Below are 16,014 nucleotides of genomic sequence, written 5' to 3'. Positions count from 1 at the left end.
ATACAGTATATAACCTTTGCTTTTTGCTTAAACTTAAATAGGAAAAATCATCACAGATTACCATGGATACTCTGGACATAGATCACGTAGGTGTAGCAGTGGAAAATCTGGAAGAAGCCATAAGTTTGTACGAGGATAAGGTGGGAATGAAGCTCGTTCACAGGGAGGACCTACCAGATAGAGGGATAAAGGTGGCTTTCCTAGTGGGCAGGGATGGAAAAACCGCAGTGGAGCTAATGGAGCCCATGAACCACGAAGATCAAAACAACACTGTGGCGAAATTCCTCAAAAGCAGAGGTCAGGGTATGCACCATTTAGCAGTGAAGGTTGAAGACATAGAGAGTTCTCTACGGGATCTCGAGGGGAAGGGGTTAACGTTGATAGATAAGAAGCCAAGGAAGGGAGCAAGGGGGCACCTAGTGGCGTTCGTTCATCCCAAGAGCGTAATGGGGCTTCTACTCGAGTTGGTGCAGGAGAGTCACTGAATCGTTTGATACAGTTTAAACTTTTGGCGTTAATTTTATATTTTCACAATCTAGTATATATTCGGTGATTATCAATGCCCACCAAGAGGTCTAAAGATATATTCGAATACTTTGATGACCTCATAAGGCAAATAGAGGAAGAGTTCGAAAACATGGAGAGGGAATTCTTCAGGTCAGCTGCCAAAGGGGAGGTTAAGACTTACGGACCCTACGTGTACGGATTTAAGGTAACCATGGGACCAGACGGTAAGCCGGTGGTAGAGGAGTTCGGTAACGTGAAGAGACTTGGAAACAAACCTCTGCTTAGCGAGGAGAGAGAGCCACTAGTGGACGTCATTGAGAAGGGAGATGAGATCAGAGTAGTGGCTGAAGTTCCTGGAGTGGATAAGAACGACATTAAGGTTAAGGTTAACAACAACATGTTAGTAATATCAGCTAACGCCCAGGACAAGAAATACTATAAGGAAGTTGAGCTACCAGCACCAGTTGATGAGAACACAGCTAAGGCAAATTACAAGAACGGCGTCTTGGAGGTCATTCTCAAGAAGAAGGCAGTAGCTACTGGGAAGGATATAAAGGTTGAGTAACCTTTACCTTCTCATTTTTTATGAAGCTAGTTCCTGAAGGATCCTCCAAGATGAAAGTAAAGGTTACTTTTCCTTCCATGGCATCTCTAATTTTTCCGCACTTCTTACCCCTGCACATTGTACCTAGATTGTCCACGATAACCTCCAAGACTCCCCTTATGGTAGAGACTAAACCCTGATAAGAGGAACCTGGTTGAACTTCCACGCCCAACTCAGGAATAATTAAGGAGGCAAAGGCTGACCTGTACACGACCGAGGAGAGATCGCCATCTGTGGAAACCAGTAGCTCGAGTCTGGTTGGTGACCCTGTCTCATAGGGCTTAACGTCTCTGTATCTAAAGTGACATGTTTCGCACTCCCAGTTGGACAAAATTACCTTACCTGTGGGAGTCTCATAAACGTAATCCTTAGCCTGAAGAGACTCATTACCACATACAGGGCACTTAAAACGCTCATCCATTATTAGTTGAGGTTCCATACCTATCAACCAAAGTTTATTTGGTATTATTACTACTTACATATTAGAGCGTATCCCCAATATGAAATTTCCGCGTGAAAATGACCTAGGGAAAATAGAATATAAACTTATTCTTTCCGACCTTAGAGAAGAGAGGCTTCAGGAGTTAGCAACTCAGATGAAGTTCAGATTGGAGGAAGGGGGAGGGGAGGCTATATACATAATCGGAGTAAGCGATGATGGAGATGCCATTGGGCTCACCCTAGATGATCTCGAGTCCACCATGAAGACCTTGGAAAAAATAGCGTCCATGATAAGCGCGAAGATTTCCCATAAGAGGATAGTAAAACTTAAGGAAGACCTTTACGTCGGGGAGGTTTTGATTAGACTTCACAGGGATAGGATTCCGGTACAGGTGAACGTTGCTGTCATGGGGCACGTAAACGCTGGTAAAAGCACTTTAACGGGAACCCTAATACTAGGAAAGCTGGATGACGGAAACGGGTCACTAAGAGCAGCTGTAGCCAGATACCTCCACGAGGTCATAAGTGGTAGGACTTCGTCGATCACAATGAGGCTCTTGGGATTTAACGGCGAGGGAGATACAGTTAACCCAAGTTGCAGGGATCCCACAGACGAAGCTGAGATTACCCTGAAGAGCTCCAAAATCGTAAGGCTCATAGATTTAGGGGGTCATGAGAGATATCTTAGGACGACGCTGAAGGGACTTATGGGGTATGAGGTAGACTATGTCATGTTGGTCGTGGGGTCAGACGATGGGCTAAGTATAATGGGAAGGGAACATCTAGCGGTCTCGACAATCCTTAAGTTCCCGATCTTCATTGTCATAACTAAGGTCGATAAGTTCCCTCAGGAGAGGATAAGGGAAATAATTGGACAGATAAAGGACGTCCTGAAGATCCCAGGGATAAACAGGCTCGCAATGGAAGTGGAGGACGAGGGGGACGTCTTAAACGCCATAATTGGAATGAGGACGCGAAGGGTCGTACCCATATTCAAGGTGTCTAACGTTACAGGAGAGGGATTGGGTCTCTTAACCAAGTTCTTGAACCTGTTACCCCCAAAGAGGGGTCCAAGCGCAGCTGAACCTCTTGTGTACATTGACGAGACCTATAACGTGCCTGGAGTAGGAACTGTGGTCCTTGGTTCGGTCATTAGAGGGAAAGTCAACGTTAATGACAACCTTCTTATAGGACCCACGAAACTCAACGAGTTTAAGGAGGTCAGAGTAAAGAGTATACAGTTAAACAGGGTATTTGTGGACTCCGTTGGGCAGGGCTCAATAGCCACCTTCGCTATTCAGGGTATCGATAGGGATGGCTTAAGAAAAGGTATGGTTCTGTTAAGGAGTAAGCCTCAGGCGGTCAAGAGCTTTTGGAGCAAGGTCATTCTCCTTCATCACCCCACTACAATAAAGGAGGGATACGTAGCTACCATGCACCTCCATACCATAAGGCAGGCCGTTAAGTTCAGCAAGATCTCAAAGGGACTGCTCAGGACAGGGGACAGCGCGGAAGTGCAATTGACGTTCCTGTTTAGATCTGAGTATGTTGAGCCTGGACAGATCTTCGTTTTCCGAGAAGGTCGTACAAGGGGAATAGGTATCATTACTAAGACTGATTGATTTTCGAGATGGAACAAGAGATTATTCTCCTGGAAACTTCTTCAGCTTGCTTGGATATTGTATTGGACAGAGCCTTGGCTAGTGAACCTTCCATTGTGTAGTCAGCGGTCCACTCAAGAGAGTTCTCGCCCAACCTAACCTCCGTTCTTATGGCCACAACCAGACCTGGTCCCTGAACCTCTAGCAGGTTCTTTACTACATCACCCTCAAATTCATAGCTCTTTACTTCTCCAGTCAACTCTGCCCTCAAAGGACCTAAGCTAGCCTCAATGACGAACTTCTTTCCGTTTATTTGCTTTATTCCTGGTACGCACTGAAGGAGATTTTTATAATCTGAAAAAAATGAAAGGGCCGTCTTTTTCTCCTTTATGCGTTCCTGTCCACTCAACTTCGTCATTTCTTCTCAACTCTACCCCTAATGCAATCGAACAGATCCGACACTAACTTGTTAACAACTGGATCCATTAGCCGAGACCCTACTGACGCCAAAGTACCAGCAACCTTGACATCGGCGTCATAAGAGATTGATCCGTCACCGACCTTCACGTGGGCTACAATATCAACGTTGCTGTTGAGCCCACTTCCCTTGGCAATGATAGTCATGCTATCAAGTGGTTTTATATCCGAGAAGTTGACGGTAGCCTTATACTCCCCCTTTATGAACCCTATTCCAGCTGATCCTACTACCTTCAGTGAGTCTCCCTCTTTAGTGACGCTCTTTATGCCTGGGAAACAGGAGGATACTTGTTCGGGATTGTTTAGCGTGTTCCAAATATCTTGCTTACTCGCATTGATCTTAACTTCTCCTTGGTACTTCATAGAACTTAGATTTTCAAGCCAAGGAAAAAAGCTTTACAGAAAAACCCTCCTCATCGTCTAGTCAAAGCTTATGAATGAGGTTGAGCGCCTTGTCCTCAATGTCCACGTAATACCCCCCATTGTAACTTTCTTATTTTACAAAGTTGAGGAAACCCTCGCATTTTGATCATCTGACTTCCTCTCCGCCATGAATGGATTTTAGAAGAAATCCTTAAGGTCTGGAATGTTGAACTAACGGAACTGCTTTTGATCTGGCCAAATGCCCAAGTTATGGTTGACCTATCCGCAAAGAGATAAAAAACCACTAGATGACTTACATCCTATGAAGGTAAAGATCAGATATTTCGCCCTGGTGAAAGACGCTGTGGGAAAGAGCTCGGAGGAATACGAAACTAACTGCACTACCTTAGACTGCTTACTGAAGGAGCTTAGCGTTAAGTATGGTGGAAAGCTGAAGAGGTTACTGGACGGAGAAATACCAGGAGTTAAAATATTTCCCCTTGTTAACGGAAAAATGGGCATAAATGAGATCCAGGAAGGGGACGAGATAGCGTTAATCCCTCCTCCGGCAGGGGGAGACCTAGTAAGGGGTAAACTCGATGTCATGGAAGAGATAAGGAAATTCAGGCAACAGGCCCCCTCAGAGGCCGGATCCCTAGTAGTATACTTAGGATTCGTTAAGGGTACCGTGGAAGGTCATAAGGTAACTAGTCTAAAGTACGAGGCCTACGACTCCTACACTAAGACTAGACTGGATGAGATTGAAAGAGAAATTGCCAGCAAATACGCAGATGTGGTGAAGATAAAGATCATACATGCCATAGACGACATGGAACCTGGAGATGACGTCATCCTTATTATGGTTCTTGGGAAAGGGAGGAAGGACGCCATTGATGCCGTGAAAGAGGCAATCGAGCTGGTTAAACATACAACAGGGATATGGAAACTTGAAGTGAGAGATGACGGTGAGTATTGGGTGGTTGCAGGTAATACAAGGGTGAAAAGAGAATGAAAAATGTGGCCATGGCGATAGGAGGTTTCGACACCGGGGGCGGAGCTGGGGTAGAGAGCGATATCAAGACTATGGAAGCACTTGGGGTTCACGGTGTGGCTGTAGTAAGCGCCCTAACAGCTCAGAACACTCAGGGAATAAGGGAAGTTCTCCCAGTCAGCGCTGACTTCTTTAGAAGGGAAATCGAGGCTATCCTTGAAGACTTTCAGGTAAAGTGCATTAAGACTGGGATGATATATACGCCAGAGCAGATGAAGATAATCCACCAAGTCTTACCTGGAAATATCCCCGTGGTGGTGGACCCTGTTATTTACGCGAAGGACGGCACAAAGCTAATAGCAGACGTTGAGTCGTTCAAACAATACGTCATTCCTAAGGCCTTTGTCATTACTCCAAACGCCATTGAGGCTGAGATCCTGTCCGGTATTAAAATATCTGGGTTGAAAGATCAAATTCTAGCCTCTAGGAAAATACATGAGATGTTCTCTGTCCCCTACGTTATCGTAAAGGGTGGTCATGTGGTGGCTGAGGAAAGCGTTGACGTCCTCTATGACGGAAAGGATAACGTCATATTTAAATCCAGGAGGATAGAGGCTAAACACACCCACGGCACGGGAAGCGTCTTCGCGTCTGCCATATGCTCAATGTTGGCTCAAGGTCACTCGGTGGAAAATTCCACAAGAGTGGCAAAGGACCTGCTAGACGAGAGTATTGGATTCGGGCTTGGGATAGGAAAAGGAGTTGGACCCGTCGACCCTATAGCCTCGCTACATAGAAAAATTGACAAACTGAAAGTCTTAGAAGATATGGTTAAGTTTGCCGATTTCGCGGAAAACGAGAGGAAATTTCACATGTTGATACCTGAAGTCCAGTCCAATCTAGCTCACTCCATTGACCCTAGATACGTAAGGAGTTTAGAGGATGTAGCTACGTACAGGGGGAGAATAATCAGGGAGTGGGGGGGAAGAGTGAGAGTGGGAATGCCAGCCATGTTTGGGTTTCCTACCCATACCGCCAGGTTGTTACTCTCAGTTATTTCCAAGGGTTCAAGAGCCAACACCCTCATGAACATCAGATATGATCCAAACATAGTAAACTCGTTCAAGAAGCTCGGATATGAAGTGTTTGAGGTCGACAGAACGAAGGAACCTGAGGGACCTGAGGGAAGAACCATGAACTGGTTAGCTGAGTACGTCTACTCCACTTTAGGAAAGATACCTAACGTGATATTCGATCGGGGCAAGGTTGGAAAAGAAGCAATGATTAGGTTTTGGACGTCATCGATCGATGAGATGGTGGAATCCCTGAAAAGCGTTCTGAGGGATCTATGATGGACTTAGAGAGGTTGATAGTAGGGTGCAAAAACTTAGTGAGAACAGGATGGATGCAGAAGGGCGTCCCTCCATCAATGGGGGAGACTGTCGCCTCTCACAGCTTCGAGGCTGCAGTCATTGCCTATTTCATCTCCACCAAATTGAGGGAAAATGGGTTAAACGTGGACCCAGATCATGCAGCAGTTATCGCCCTATTTCATGATGTAGGAGAGAGCCTTATCGGAGATCTACCAAAATGGTTGACGGACAGGATTGATAAGAGCGAAGTCGAACTGAGGGCCTTGGAGACCTTGGGAATAGGGAAGGAGCTCTTCCTCGAATACGAAGAGAGGAAGACTCTGGAGGGAATAGTTGCAAAATTTTCGGAGATGTTGGCTACCCTCAAACAGGCCATGAGGTACAAAAGGCTAGGTTTACAAGTTGATGAAATAATTGCAACGTATAAGGGTGCCCTTGAGGTAATGTTGAAAGAAGGCCCTCTCGCCAAAATTAGGGAGGAGATAGAGGGTTCCCTATTGAATAATGATGAATTGGATAAAGACGAATGATATTTAAGATACCAAAGTTGACTATATGGTGATAGACATGAAGCTGGGTCCAGGGAAAAAAGCCCCTGAATTAGTTAATGTTTTAATTGAAATTCCAAGTGGTTCAAATATCAAATACGAGTACGATGAGGAAGAGGATGTAATAAAAGTGGACAGAGTGCTCTACACCTCAATGGTCTATCCTTTCAATTATGGCTTCGTTCCAGGAACTTTAGAGGAGGATGGGGATCCCATAGATGTGCTGGTCATAACCAATTACCCGCTGATGCCAGGAACGGTGATCGAGGCCAGACCGGTTGGAGTAGTTCATATGAAGGATGAGGAGGGAACTGATGAAAAAATAGTCGCTGTTCCAAAGGACAAAACAGACCCCACGTTCTCAAGAATTAAGGATATCAACGATCTAGAGGAGCCAGTCAAGAATAAGATAGTTCACTTCTTTGAGCACTACAAGGAGCTTGAGCCCGGAAAATGGGTAAAGATTGAGGGATGGGGATCCGCCGCAGAGGCTAAGCAGAAAATAGTCAAGGCCATGGAGAGGAAGGGCAAGTAATGCTCTTTATGGACATACTGATTCTCTTTTCAGCCATTCTTTCCTCTTCTTGGATTATTTTACAGGGGGCCTACTACACCGATAAGGTTATCATGGACAAGCTTAATGGAAGTTTCAGCTTTAGGGTATCCATAATAGTGGCCGTAAAAGACGAACCTAAGGAATTGATAGAGAAACTAGTTGAGAACCTCTCAAGGATAGAGTATGATAACTATGAGGTTATAATTGTTTCCGATGATTCTGAAGAGAAGTTTGAAGAGTTAAAGGCGCTCCCAGTCCCCCCCAACTTTTCTCTTTTTAGGAGAGATTTTCAGGGGGGAAGGAAGGCTGGAGCCCTAAACTATGGTATTGAGAAGTCCACAGGGGAAATCCTCATCTTCCTCGACTCTGAGGCTAGGGTGGAGCCGGACTTTCTATCCAGAATTTTGCCGTACATGAACAAGTATGAGGCCGTGGCCATGAGGCTCAGGATTAGAAATCCAGAGTCTAAACTTCAAAGACTTTACTCTGAGATGACCGATTTTTCAATGAACTCCTTGTTTAAGGGAAGGTGGTTACGGGGGCTTCCCATATTTCCCAACGGTTCAGCGTTTTCCATTAGAAAGGAGACCGTGGTAAAGGTGGGTTATTGGAGAGAGGGTATTATAGCAGAGGATCTTGAAATGGGGATTAGACTCTTCCTAAAAGGTGTGACCGTAGCCTATGCTGATGATGTAGTTGTCGAGACCCTAGCTCCCTTTTCATGGAAAGACCTTTTTGAACAGATGAAGCGTTGGGCTTATGGGTCAGGGCAACTGATGATATACAGCCTATCCATGGCTAGAAAAGGCATTAAGGGAATTGAGGGCATAATCTACGCGAATCAATGGGGAATTTACCCTCTGTTTATTCTGATGCTTTTAATCGCAGGTCTTGTCTACCCCTTTCTAACCTCATCTATCCTTGCCTGGATTTTCGGACTATCAATATTTCTCTTATCATCTTTCCTTCTATCCATTAGGTCCAGAATGGAGGAGTACGACATAAGAATACCTACCCTCATGTTGACTGCATTCCTCACAGGTTACTTCCTAGGAGCCCTCAGAACAAAGTTCAAATGGAAAGTTACCCCTAAAATAGGAATAAACGATGACCTCTGGATTCCTTGGGAGGTTAACCTGATCTCGTTCCTGTTTCTGTTGGCCGGAACGTTAGACATAACAGGTGAAGACCTCGTAAGGGATGTGACTCATGGGGCAATTCTTTTAATAATTTCTTTGATCGTTTTAGCTATACCGTGACCTTAATTGAGGACATCCTAGCTACTTCTCTCATTGCCTCTTCCGGTCTTAAGCTATACTTGATGATGTATCTCTTCACCATCTTATAGCTTTCAGGGTGTTGAACTATGTCCTTTGCTGCTGCCATGTACCTTAAGTAAAGAGCTCTCCTCTGTATTTCCTCCCTTACCTCCTCAAGGGATCTTCCCGCCTCTTCCAGCCTTGTCCGCAGGACTTTGGCGTTATCTAGATCTAATTGTTGATTATCTTTCCTTGGATCCCAATCCACAACTCTCCTAAAGTCAGAAGCTGTCACCAGCTCGTCTACTGCTACGACCCTTCTCTTCAACTGAATCTTGTCGCCTATCAGTACCGGTAGCCTCCTTACGTTTATTATTATGTTATTCATGGGTATCCACTCAGGAGGGATATTGAGAGGTGGGTTCTGTAACCTCTTCACAGCGCTTTCCGCATCGTGGGCGTGAAAAGTTGTAGCTCCACCGTGACCTGTCGATAGAGCTTGAAATAGAATGTAAGCCTCTGCACCCCTTATCTCGCCCACAACAATTATATCTGGTCTATACCTCAATGAGAGCTTCAACAAATCCATTAAGCCGATTTCCTTGCTACTCTCACCGTAAGCCTGTCTAGCGTATAGTTGAACCCAGTTTTCCTGAGCTAACCTGATCTCAGGGATATCCTCTATGGACACTATTTTTAGGGACTCCTTAGCCAAGTTCAGTATCGACCCCAAAACGGTGGTCTTACCTGCACCTGTCACCCCAATAACCATAAACGACATCCTTAAGTCTATGGAGTACCACAGATAGGCAGCAGTCTCTGGTGAGAGAACGCCTGAATTTATAAGGTTGAGTATAGTGATAGGGGTCTCGCTAAACCTCCTTATAACGAAGCTAGATCCCCTAGCGCTCACTTCATATCTAAAAGTTGCGGCAATTCTATCCCCCTTAGGTAGGATACCATCAGCAATTGGATTCGCTATGGACACTGTCTTACCGGAGAGAGATATGAGCCTTAACACAATTTGATCTAAAAGGTCAGGTCCACTTATCTCTTTGTCAAGTATTTTAATACTCGATGCAATATTAATATTAGTAGGCACATAGTCATACTCCCTATGATAAACGTAAATGGGCAACCCTATTCCGCTACAAGATATGTCCTCAACCTTTGTGTCTGCTAATAATGGTGTTAGGACGTTGTAGCCAAACATATTCCTTAATAAATAGTAGAGAACCACTTTACCCTTAGTACTAAGCTTAGTGACTCCTCCTACTTGCCCTTGAATCAATTGGAGAGAGGGCATCTTGGCGTTAGTTTCCAATAATATCTGTGCTATATCCAAAGTTTCGTCCTTATTCAGAAGTGATCTTTCAATCTCCCTTATGAGGAGCAAGTAAGAGTTCAGAATACCGGAATCTATTGGGGGCTCAACCAAGACATAGCGAAATATACCTTTCTCCTGATCGAAAACAATGAAGGTGTGCGGATTGGCGATGGACAACTCCACGTTGTGGGCGTTGAATGTCTGTATAATACTTTGAGGAACTAAAGCCAACATGTTTACTTCATACTCTGATACTATCTCCGGTAACTCCTCGTAAGGCATGGATATTGGATATAGACTTATTGGGATATCTAGTTGTACATCAGTAGTTTTGACGGTTGATTTTTGTGAACGAAAGGTTAAATTAGAGGGTATTTTCATTAATTAAATATACTTCTATCTCCCTTATAAACTATTACATTTCGGTCAAATCTTCTATATGAATATTACTTCTACTCCTTAGTTCATTTATTAATTTAAAAAAGAGCACTAGTATGATAATATCTTAATTTATAAAATAAATATTATTCAGTTTATTTTAAAATTATCCTTGGGGAGGTGGAGCTCCGAAGGTAAAGTGAATGTGGACTATGATTATCATCAAGATAGCTGTAACGGTGACCATCACGGCGGCGTGAACGAAACCAGAGGCTACCTTTCCTCTCCCTAACTTCCCTACTAACAGACCTGCAAAGAATGCATTTATCATTGAAGCTATTGCAGTAATGAAAACTGCCTGTGGAAGCAAAACTCTTGCTGCTCCTAAGGCTCCAGAGGTGAAAGCGTACTGATTACCCTCTATCAGACCTAAAATTGCTGCAGATAGGAAATTGACTGCTATTATTGAAATAATGACCCCTATATATGGCGTATATAGGAGTATCTTTATTTTGCTCTCATACTCTCTTTTTATTTTAATTTGGCTCTCAACTTGTTCAGCTAAGCTTTCAATACTATCAGGTGTCATGCTCCCCACATCTATCATGTCTGCCATGGATACAAGTGAAATCCTTGAGGTAAAGTCCAGTATTCTCTCAGCTCCCTTTATGAACGCATCCCTAAGTGGATAGCCTAAGGACAAATACGCGTAAATTTCCTTCAGAACGTTTGATAGTCTCCCCATTTCTGGACTATCCTTTATGTTCTTAATGATTGCCTCAGGGGAGAGTCCTGCCCTAATTCCCTCTGATATCGCCCTCAGTAAGTTCACTACATATGGGTCGTATCCAGTGCCTTCCTTTAGCTCCTTTGAAGTTATTATGGCCGGAGGTATGGTCGCTATTAGTAGCCCCACCAACATGGAAATAACCGTCGGAGTAACGTTATTGATATTTCCGGTTAAGGTAAGGAAAGGAACCAGTTGCTTTGTAACTCCCAACATAACGAACATTGCCACAAAACCTATCCCAAGAGTTATGTAGAAGATTTTGTACGACGATAACTTCCGCTCTGGGAACCTAAGCTGGGATTGTTCCACCAGTAGAATAAAGACTCCGTCCACCAGGGGTAAAATAAGTATTAGAATAGCCCCAAATACGTTTAAAGGAACAGAGGCTCCAACGATACTAGGGAAAAGCGCTTGGAGTAGTAAGATCAAGAAAAACGTGATGTATCCTGAGGCCAACCATATTACGTACGTTTCACCTACTCCAGATAACTTGTCCGCAGCGATCGCAGCCGATAGTTCCAACTGCTTTAGTATGTCCTTAGCCTTAGCCGTAACGGCGTCAAGAACGGGAGCCCCGCTCCTCACTGCGGACACGTAACTCACTATAAAGTCATTTAGCATTTTCGAGGGGGAGATTTTCACAGCGTGCAGGAGAGCATCCTCCACGCTTTCCCCCAGGAAGTTAATTCTCTTAGAGACATAGAGAGTAAGTTGAGTTATGTAATTGAAAGCTATAGTCTTGGATATCCTTTCGAACAGGATCCTAGGGCTAAGCCCTGATTTCAGGAATATAGAGAAAACCGCTGAGAATGCAGCCGTTTCCGCGTCTATTCCAATCCTTCTGTTCTCAATGGCTTGAGATATGTTAACGTTAAGAAGCAGATATGCTACTGGAGGAATTATAAAGGCGAATATAAGAAACATCAGACCCAGCACTGCAAACTTGGCTAATCTAAATACTAAATATAACTTCACTATAATATAAATTCCAAAGAAAGCTAGAAGAACTGAAAAGGCTGAGGAAACTATCAAGTAGAAGAATATTTGGGCGGCAAACATTCTTGGATCTGTACTCATTCCAGCGAGCAAAAGCTTTCTTTCTATACTCTTAGACATAGACTTTACTATTCCCAGATCATAGAAATTTCCTATAATCCCCGTGGATGATTTAGAATTTCCCTGGCCCTTGGTGCCTGACCCTCTTTTCAGCCCTTTAAATGCCATACGGGGTTAATTTGTATATCTCAAATTTAAAAATATTCGCGGAGAAAGATATGAAAGCTGACTTCCTCCACGCCGTAAAGGGTAGGGATCCCCCTCATCGATTCGGGTCTACATCTCTCATGTGGAGAGGAGCCGAGAGGGTCAGAGACCCTTCCCATACAGATCCATGACTGCGACAACATCACGGTCTTTATCATAACCGCAATTAACACAACGGAAGTACCTGTGGGCGACTCCCTCCGTCTTGCTAACGTACTTGGGACATTGAGTGGAGAATAAGTGGGCTACGTACACGACCTTCAACCCGTGCTTTCCAGCTTCCCACTCAACCCAGTACTGGACACGGCGGTACTGCATTAGATAAAGCCCGTCCCTGAACTCTCTTAAAAACTTCTTCACACCCTTGACCATGTTGATTAAGTCCTCTAGGAAGATGACTGAGACGTCCATTAACTTGCCAACAACCCATTCCCCGGCTTTCCTAGCTGAGTCCTCCAAGATGTCACTTGCCTTCCTGTGAAAGTACCTGACCCTATCCAGGGTGCTGTAGTTCTCTTTCTATCTTTTATACTTCTTCTGTAGACCCTCAGCCAGACCCTTGTAGTGGCGAGGATCCTCTGAACGGTTTGGTACCCTGACGTACATGTTGTCTTTTCCTACAACTTCCTCGCCTATGTTAGTGTCCACAGTGACGCCATCCCTTTCCAAGGGCACTTTCCAATCCTTCATAAGGAGGGTTACCTTGAGGAAGACTTTATCATCCCTCAAGACTAACCTAGTTTCCTTAGTTCCCCAGTCCTTGTATGGGCTCAAGTTTCTGGGATAGTCTAACGTGGATAGTCCTCCTATCCTTGCTATTCTTACCACCATCCTGTGGAATTCTACGGTGTAAGACTGGACTGGGCTTAGCCAAACTAAGACCTTGCCGACTCTGGGGTAGCTACCAGGTTAGGGCTGTTTAACCACGAATTGTACTTGAACAACGCGTCCCTATAATAGTCCAGAACTTTAGATAGTAGGGTGACCTTTGCCTTAATATATCTTAAGTACCCTTATGGGTGTCTTTCAACAGCTTTTCTGGCCTGTTTTGTCTTAACCATTGAAGGACAAAATGGAGACCTTTCCCATACCTTTCAACAAGGGAGAGCAGGGGAGCTGCGGGGAGACCTGAAGGGTGACTGTAACCCGGATTTCGTTACCATTCTTAACTCCCCTTCCCATAAGATGGAATAGGAAAAGGTGTTTATATACTTCTCATCCCCACCCTGATGGACGAGGCCTTCCTCACTTTGCAAGATCTTCATCCCTGTGTAGAGTTATGGTGTGGTTCTAGAAACGTTTTTAATGTAGGAGATAGTAGAAGGTGTGTGGATATCCTCCAGCTCCTGAAGGAAGAATATGGATTTACCGATGACGAGTTGGAATATGGGGTGAGCAGAGCCAAAGGCATTATAATGGGCTTTGCCATGGAATACAGGGCTAGGCTTGTCCTTGAGTCGATGAATTTCATTAACGTTAAGTACGTAGATCTGCCAACTCACGACATCGAGGCAGAGAAGAATGGTAGTAAATACTATGTGGAAGTCAAGGCCTCCAAGAGATCACCTACCAAGGAGTACAGTGCCTACAAATTAGCAATGATAGCTAAGCTGTCTGGAACACATCTAACCCTATTGATGACACCAAAACCTACACTTCTCAATACTGAAGATATTCTAAGCGAGCCTAAAAGGATTTTATTGAATTTCTTCAGGTTAGCTATAAATAACAAGGATGATGAGCTGAAAAAATTTTTAGAGGACGAGAAAAATAAGAAAATAATCCTATCTTACGATAAGGTAATAGCATCGACCTTGAGGGGTAAAAGCGAGGTGCTCCTTACCTGACTCCGCTCAAGAGAGTCGATCGGTAGTTATCGCCAATTGACCATGGAGTTACGAAAGGGAGTTCACTCAGTCGGTCTCCGTCTGGATGAGCCCCTATATCTCAACAGTTGCTCCTCAGCCCTGTCAAGATATCTATACACAGATGAGTGCTCTTTTCCCTTGAGCAAGAGCTCGAGAGCTTTTCTGGCAATGGGTATTTGCTCATATGGGCCTAGGAGAGCCACGCTTCTGTCTGACACCACTAGAGTAACTCCAGTGTACTCCTGTATTATTCTCTTAGTCTTACCGTCTTCCCCAATTATTCTCCCTTTTATTCTTCGTATGGAATATTTATTTTCAATTGACTCTTTTAAATCAATTACGTCCATCATATAGTCCTCCCCAAGCAGTTTTAAGGCTTCTGAGATTGGAACTCCGTAGCCTAGCGCCTTTATTACGGAAACTACCTTAAGAGCTTGGTAGGGATTTTGATTTTTAGGATCGACTATGAAATACTTAAGGTCTTGGCTGTACTCTATCTCCACCCCTCCCATTTCCGTCAGCTTTGGAATCAAACCCTTAACGAATTCTAACTTCTCGTCTGGAACGCTTATGAACATTTATACTCCTAAGATGTAGATAACACGGAATTTAATATTTCTTCCACAGGTCTAACGTTTATACCCCTGCTAGAGAAGAACCTATTTATATTTTTTAAATCTTTGTTTAAAAATTCAAGATTAGGGTCGTCGGAGAGCTGGATGGACTGACCAACGTCTATAATAACCGGGGAGGAGTCGAATACCATGATGTTGTACTCGCTAAGATCCGAGTGGACCATCTTGGCTTTCCCTATCATCAACGTTATTTGCTCCAGAACCTTCTCATACAGTTCCTGTGTTATATCCTCATATTCAAAAAGTAGGGGAGCTCTGACGCCATCGTGACCTAAGAACTCCATGACAAGTAAATTCTTATGGACGAGATAAGGTTTGGGAACGCTTACTCCAGCTTCATAAAGTCTCTTAAGGTTGCCGAATTCCTTCCTAGCCCAGCCGTAGATGAGATCCTTTGTACTTGTAGCCTTAATCTTATGTCTGCTGTCCATTGCGATGTATCTACTCAAAGCTTTCTTATGGGAGGCTGTTGAGGTGTAGTAGACCTTTAGGGCAAGGTAGTTTTCCTCCCTCGTTTTAGCAGGGTAGACCTTAGCCTCTTTACCTGAGGCAATAGCACCCATGATAACTTCTATTCCCAGTTTTCTCATGACGTACAACAGGGCTAAAGATGTGGAAGTGTCAAACGTAGAGTCAACGGTCTTGAAAAGGTCAGAGTCTTTTTCCCGCCTTACCTCCTTGCCTCTCCGTATTCTATTCAACCCCTCAACTGATCAATTATTTCCCTACTAATTATCTTTTCTTCTATTAACTTCCTTATCTCATCGTTCATGTACCTGTAAATTATATCTGCTTTGTTGGGCTGGAAATCCCAGGGGGCAGTTAAAACTACATCCCCTTCCTTTATCCAGGTCTTTTTCCTCATTCTTCCCGGGATTCTCGCAGTTCTTTCTTTACCGTCAAGGCAGGCAACTATTATGTGCTCTGCACCTAGCATTTTCTTTACAACACAAATAACCTCGCCTTCTTGAGGTTTTGGGACTTCTCTTGAAGGAGCCTGTGTCGTTCTATCCTTCTTTGGCAACTAATTAAA

19 protein-coding genes are annotated in these 16,014 nt (G+C 44.1%); 9 read left to right on the top strand and 10 right to left on the bottom strand.

Annotation, left to right across the window (positions count from 1 at the left end):
* The first annotated feature begins 62 nt into the window (after nt 1–62).
* Both mce and hsp20 read left to right on the top strand, forming a co-directional pair.
* Nucleotides 63–485, top strand: coding sequence for a methylmalonyl-CoA epimerase (gene mce / locus GWK48_RS09175; RefSeq protein ID WP_174631590.1), 423 nt, complete (start codon nt 63–65; stop codon nt 483–485).
* Nucleotides 486–559: 74 nt separating this feature from the next.
* Nucleotides 560–1,072 (top strand): archaeal heat shock protein Hsp20, encoded by a 513-nt coding sequence (hsp20, locus tag GWK48_RS09170; RefSeq protein ID WP_174631589.1) that lies wholly within the window; start codon nt 560–562, stop codon nt 1,070–1,072.
* On the opposite strand, the gene GWK48_RS09165 is transcribed toward hsp20, so the two are convergent.
* On the bottom strand, nt 1,044–1,550 hold the full coding sequence (locus GWK48_RS09165) for a ZPR1 zinc finger domain-containing protein (RefSeq protein ID WP_174631587.1): 507 nt from the start codon (nt 1,548–1,550) through the stop codon (nt 1,044–1,046). The two genes, hsp20 and GWK48_RS09165, sit on opposite strands and share 29 nt — an antisense overlap.
* A 61-nt stretch (nt 1,551–1,611) precedes the next feature.
* Here GWK48_RS09165 and GWK48_RS09160 point away from each other — a divergent pair, with 61 nt between their 5' ends.
* On the top strand, nt 1,612–3,174 hold the full coding sequence (locus tag GWK48_RS09160) for a GTPBP1 family GTP-binding protein (RefSeq protein ID WP_174631585.1): 1,563 nt from the start codon (nt 1,612–1,614) through the stop codon (nt 3,172–3,174).
* Here the strand turns inward: GWK48_RS09160 and GWK48_RS09155 are convergent.
* Complete coding sequence (locus GWK48_RS09155; protein WP_174631583.1) at nt 3,161–3,571, bottom strand: SRPBCC domain-containing protein; 411 nt, start codon at nt 3,569–3,571, stop codon at nt 3,161–3,163. The genes GWK48_RS09160 and GWK48_RS09155 overlap by 14 nt on opposite strands.
* Complete coding sequence (locus GWK48_RS09150) at nt 3,568–3,993, bottom strand: SRPBCC family protein (protein WP_174631582.1); 426 nt, start codon at nt 3,991–3,993, stop codon at nt 3,568–3,570. The genes GWK48_RS09155 and GWK48_RS09150 overlap by 4 nt, the downstream gene beginning before the upstream one ends.
* A gap of 322 nt (nt 3,994–4,315) precedes the next feature.
* On the opposite strand from GWK48_RS09150, the gene GWK48_RS09145 reads away from it, so the two are divergent.
* Genes GWK48_RS09145 through GWK48_RS09125 form a run of 5 tightly spaced genes read left to right on the top strand, consistent with a single transcriptional unit; the run spans nt 4,316 to nt 8,720 of the window.
* Nucleotides 4,316–5,005, top strand: a complete 690-nt coding sequence (locus tag GWK48_RS09145) for a MoaD family protein (protein WP_174631580.1) — start codon at nt 4,316–4,318, stop codon at nt 5,003–5,005.
* Nucleotides 5,002–6,336, top strand: coding sequence for a bifunctional hydroxymethylpyrimidine kinase/phosphomethylpyrimidine kinase (gene thiD, locus GWK48_RS09140; protein WP_174631578.1), 1,335 nt, complete (start codon nt 5,002–5,004; stop codon nt 6,334–6,336). The genes GWK48_RS09145 and thiD overlap by 4 nt, the downstream gene beginning before the upstream one ends.
* Nucleotides 6,336–6,887: an HD domain-containing protein gene (locus GWK48_RS09135; RefSeq protein ID WP_174631576.1), complete on the top strand. Its 552-nt coding sequence runs from the start codon at nt 6,336–6,338 to the stop codon at nt 6,885–6,887. The genes thiD and GWK48_RS09135 overlap by 1 nt, the downstream gene beginning before the upstream one ends.
* Before the next feature lie 37 nt (nt 6,888–6,924).
* On the top strand, nt 6,925–7,440 hold the full coding sequence (gene ppa, locus GWK48_RS09130; RefSeq protein WP_174631574.1) for an inorganic diphosphatase: 516 nt from the start codon (nt 6,925–6,927) through the stop codon (nt 7,438–7,440).
* Nucleotides 7,440–8,720: a glycosyltransferase family 2 protein gene (locus GWK48_RS09125; protein WP_174631572.1), complete on the top strand. Its 1,281-nt coding sequence runs from the start codon at nt 7,440–7,442 to the stop codon at nt 8,718–8,720. Before ppa ends, GWK48_RS09125 begins: the two co-directional genes overlap by 1 nt.
* Here the strand turns inward: GWK48_RS09125 and GWK48_RS09120 are convergent.
* The 4 genes from GWK48_RS09120 to GWK48_RS11505 all read right to left on the bottom strand — a co-directional run bounded on the left by GWK48_RS09120 (nt 8,710) and on the right by GWK48_RS11505 (nt 13,309).
* Nucleotides 8,710–10,428: a type II/IV secretion system ATPase subunit gene (locus GWK48_RS09120; protein WP_174631570.1), complete on the bottom strand. Its 1,719-nt coding sequence runs from the start codon at nt 10,426–10,428 to the stop codon at nt 8,710–8,712. The two genes, GWK48_RS09125 and GWK48_RS09120, sit on opposite strands and share 11 nt — an antisense overlap.
* A 163-nt stretch (nt 10,429–10,591) precedes the next feature.
* Nucleotides 10,592–12,439 carry a type II secretion system F family protein gene (locus GWK48_RS09115; RefSeq protein ID WP_174631568.1) on the bottom strand — a complete coding sequence of 616 codons (1,848 nt, stop codon included), beginning with the start codon at nt 12,437–12,439 and terminating at the stop codon, nt 10,592–10,594.
* A gap of 141 nt (nt 12,440–12,580) precedes the next feature.
* The gene (locus GWK48_RS09110; RefSeq protein ID WP_174631567.1) at nt 12,581–12,937 is read right to left on the bottom strand and encodes a zinc ribbon domain-containing protein; all 357 of its coding nucleotides are present in this window, start codon (nt 12,935–12,937) and stop codon (nt 12,581–12,583) included.
* A 60-nt stretch (nt 12,938–12,997) separates the two neighbouring features.
* Nucleotides 12,998–13,309, bottom strand: coding sequence for a hypothetical protein (locus tag GWK48_RS11505; protein WP_174631565.1), 312 nt, complete (start codon nt 13,307–13,309; stop codon nt 12,998–13,000).
* Between the two features lie 497 nt (nt 13,310–13,806).
* Between GWK48_RS11505 and GWK48_RS09100 the strand changes: the two genes are divergently transcribed.
* On the top strand, nt 13,807–14,325 hold the full coding sequence (locus tag GWK48_RS09100; RefSeq protein ID WP_174631563.1) for a hypothetical protein: 519 nt from the start codon (nt 13,807–13,809) through the stop codon (nt 14,323–14,325).
* 62 nt (nt 14,326–14,387) lie between these two features.
* Here the strand turns inward: GWK48_RS09100 and GWK48_RS09095 are convergent, their stop codons facing one another.
* From GWK48_RS09095 to GWK48_RS09085, 3 genes are read right to left on the bottom strand one after another with little or no spacing between them, the layout of a single operon-like run.
* Entirely contained in the window at nt 14,388–14,924 is a 537-nt protein-coding gene (locus tag GWK48_RS09095; protein WP_174631562.1) for a KH domain-containing protein, read from the bottom strand.
* 8 nt (nt 14,925–14,932) lie between these two features.
* Entirely contained in the window at nt 14,933–15,682 is a 750-nt protein-coding gene (locus GWK48_RS09090; RefSeq protein ID WP_174631560.1) for a serine protein kinase RIO, read from the bottom strand.
* The gene (locus GWK48_RS09085) at nt 15,679–16,005 is read right to left on the bottom strand and encodes a translation initiation factor aIF-1A (protein ID WP_174631558.1); all 327 of its coding nucleotides are present in this window, start codon (nt 16,003–16,005) and stop codon (nt 15,679–15,681) included. The genes GWK48_RS09090 and GWK48_RS09085 overlap by 4 nt, the downstream gene beginning before the upstream one ends.
* Nucleotides 16,006–16,014 lie beyond the last annotated feature (9 nt).

Source organism: Metallosphaera tengchongensis, from assembly GCF_013343295.1.
GTDB classification, from domain to species: domain Archaea; phylum Thermoproteota; class Thermoprotei_A; order Sulfolobales; family Sulfolobaceae; genus Metallosphaera; species Metallosphaera tengchongensis.
This window is presented reverse-complemented; position numbering and strand designations above follow the sequence as displayed.

Coding starts and splice junctions, on each gene's coding strand:
- mce (WP_174631590.1), top strand. CDS start 63: ATGGATACTCTGGACATAGATCACGTAGGTGTAGCAGTGGAAAATCTG.
- hsp20 (WP_174631589.1), top strand. CDS start 560: ATGCCCACCAAGAGGTCTAAAGATATATTCGAATACTTTGATGACCTC.
- GWK48_RS09165 (WP_174631587.1), bottom strand. CDS start 1,550: ATGGAACCTCAACTAATAATGGATGAGCGTTTTAAGTGCCCTGTATGT.
- GWK48_RS09160 (WP_174631585.1), top strand. CDS start 1,612: ATGAAATTTCCGCGTGAAAATGACCTAGGGAAAATAGAATATAAACTT.
- GWK48_RS09155 (WP_174631583.1), bottom strand. CDS start 3,571: ATGACGAAGTTGAGTGGACAGGAACGCATAAAGGAGAAAAAGACGGCC.
- GWK48_RS09150 (WP_174631582.1), bottom strand. CDS start 3,993: ATGAAGTACCAAGGAGAAGTTAAGATCAATGCGAGTAAGCAAGATATT.
- GWK48_RS09145 (WP_174631580.1), top strand. CDS start 4,316: ATGAAGGTAAAGATCAGATATTTCGCCCTGGTGAAAGACGCTGTGGGA.
- thiD (WP_174631578.1), top strand. CDS start 5,002: ATGAAAAATGTGGCCATGGCGATAGGAGGTTTCGACACCGGGGGCGGA.
- GWK48_RS09135 (WP_174631576.1), top strand. CDS start 6,336: ATGGACTTAGAGAGGTTGATAGTAGGGTGCAAAAACTTAGTGAGAACA.
- ppa (WP_174631574.1), top strand. CDS start 6,925: ATGAAGCTGGGTCCAGGGAAAAAAGCCCCTGAATTAGTTAATGTTTTA.
- GWK48_RS09125 (WP_174631572.1), top strand. CDS start 7,440: ATGCTCTTTATGGACATACTGATTCTCTTTTCAGCCATTCTTTCCTCT.
- GWK48_RS09120 (WP_174631570.1), bottom strand. CDS start 10,428: ATGAAAATACCCTCTAATTTAACCTTTCGTTCACAAAAATCAACCGTC.
- GWK48_RS09115 (WP_174631568.1), bottom strand. CDS start 12,439: ATGGCATTTAAAGGGCTGAAAAGAGGGTCAGGCACCAAGGGCCAGGGA.
- GWK48_RS11505 (WP_174631565.1), bottom strand. CDS start 13,309: ATGGTGGTAAGAATAGCAAGGATAGGAGGACTATCCACGTTAGACTAT.
- GWK48_RS09095 (WP_174631562.1), bottom strand. CDS start 14,924: ATGTTCATAAGCGTTCCAGACGAGAAGTTAGAATTCGTTAAGGGTTTG.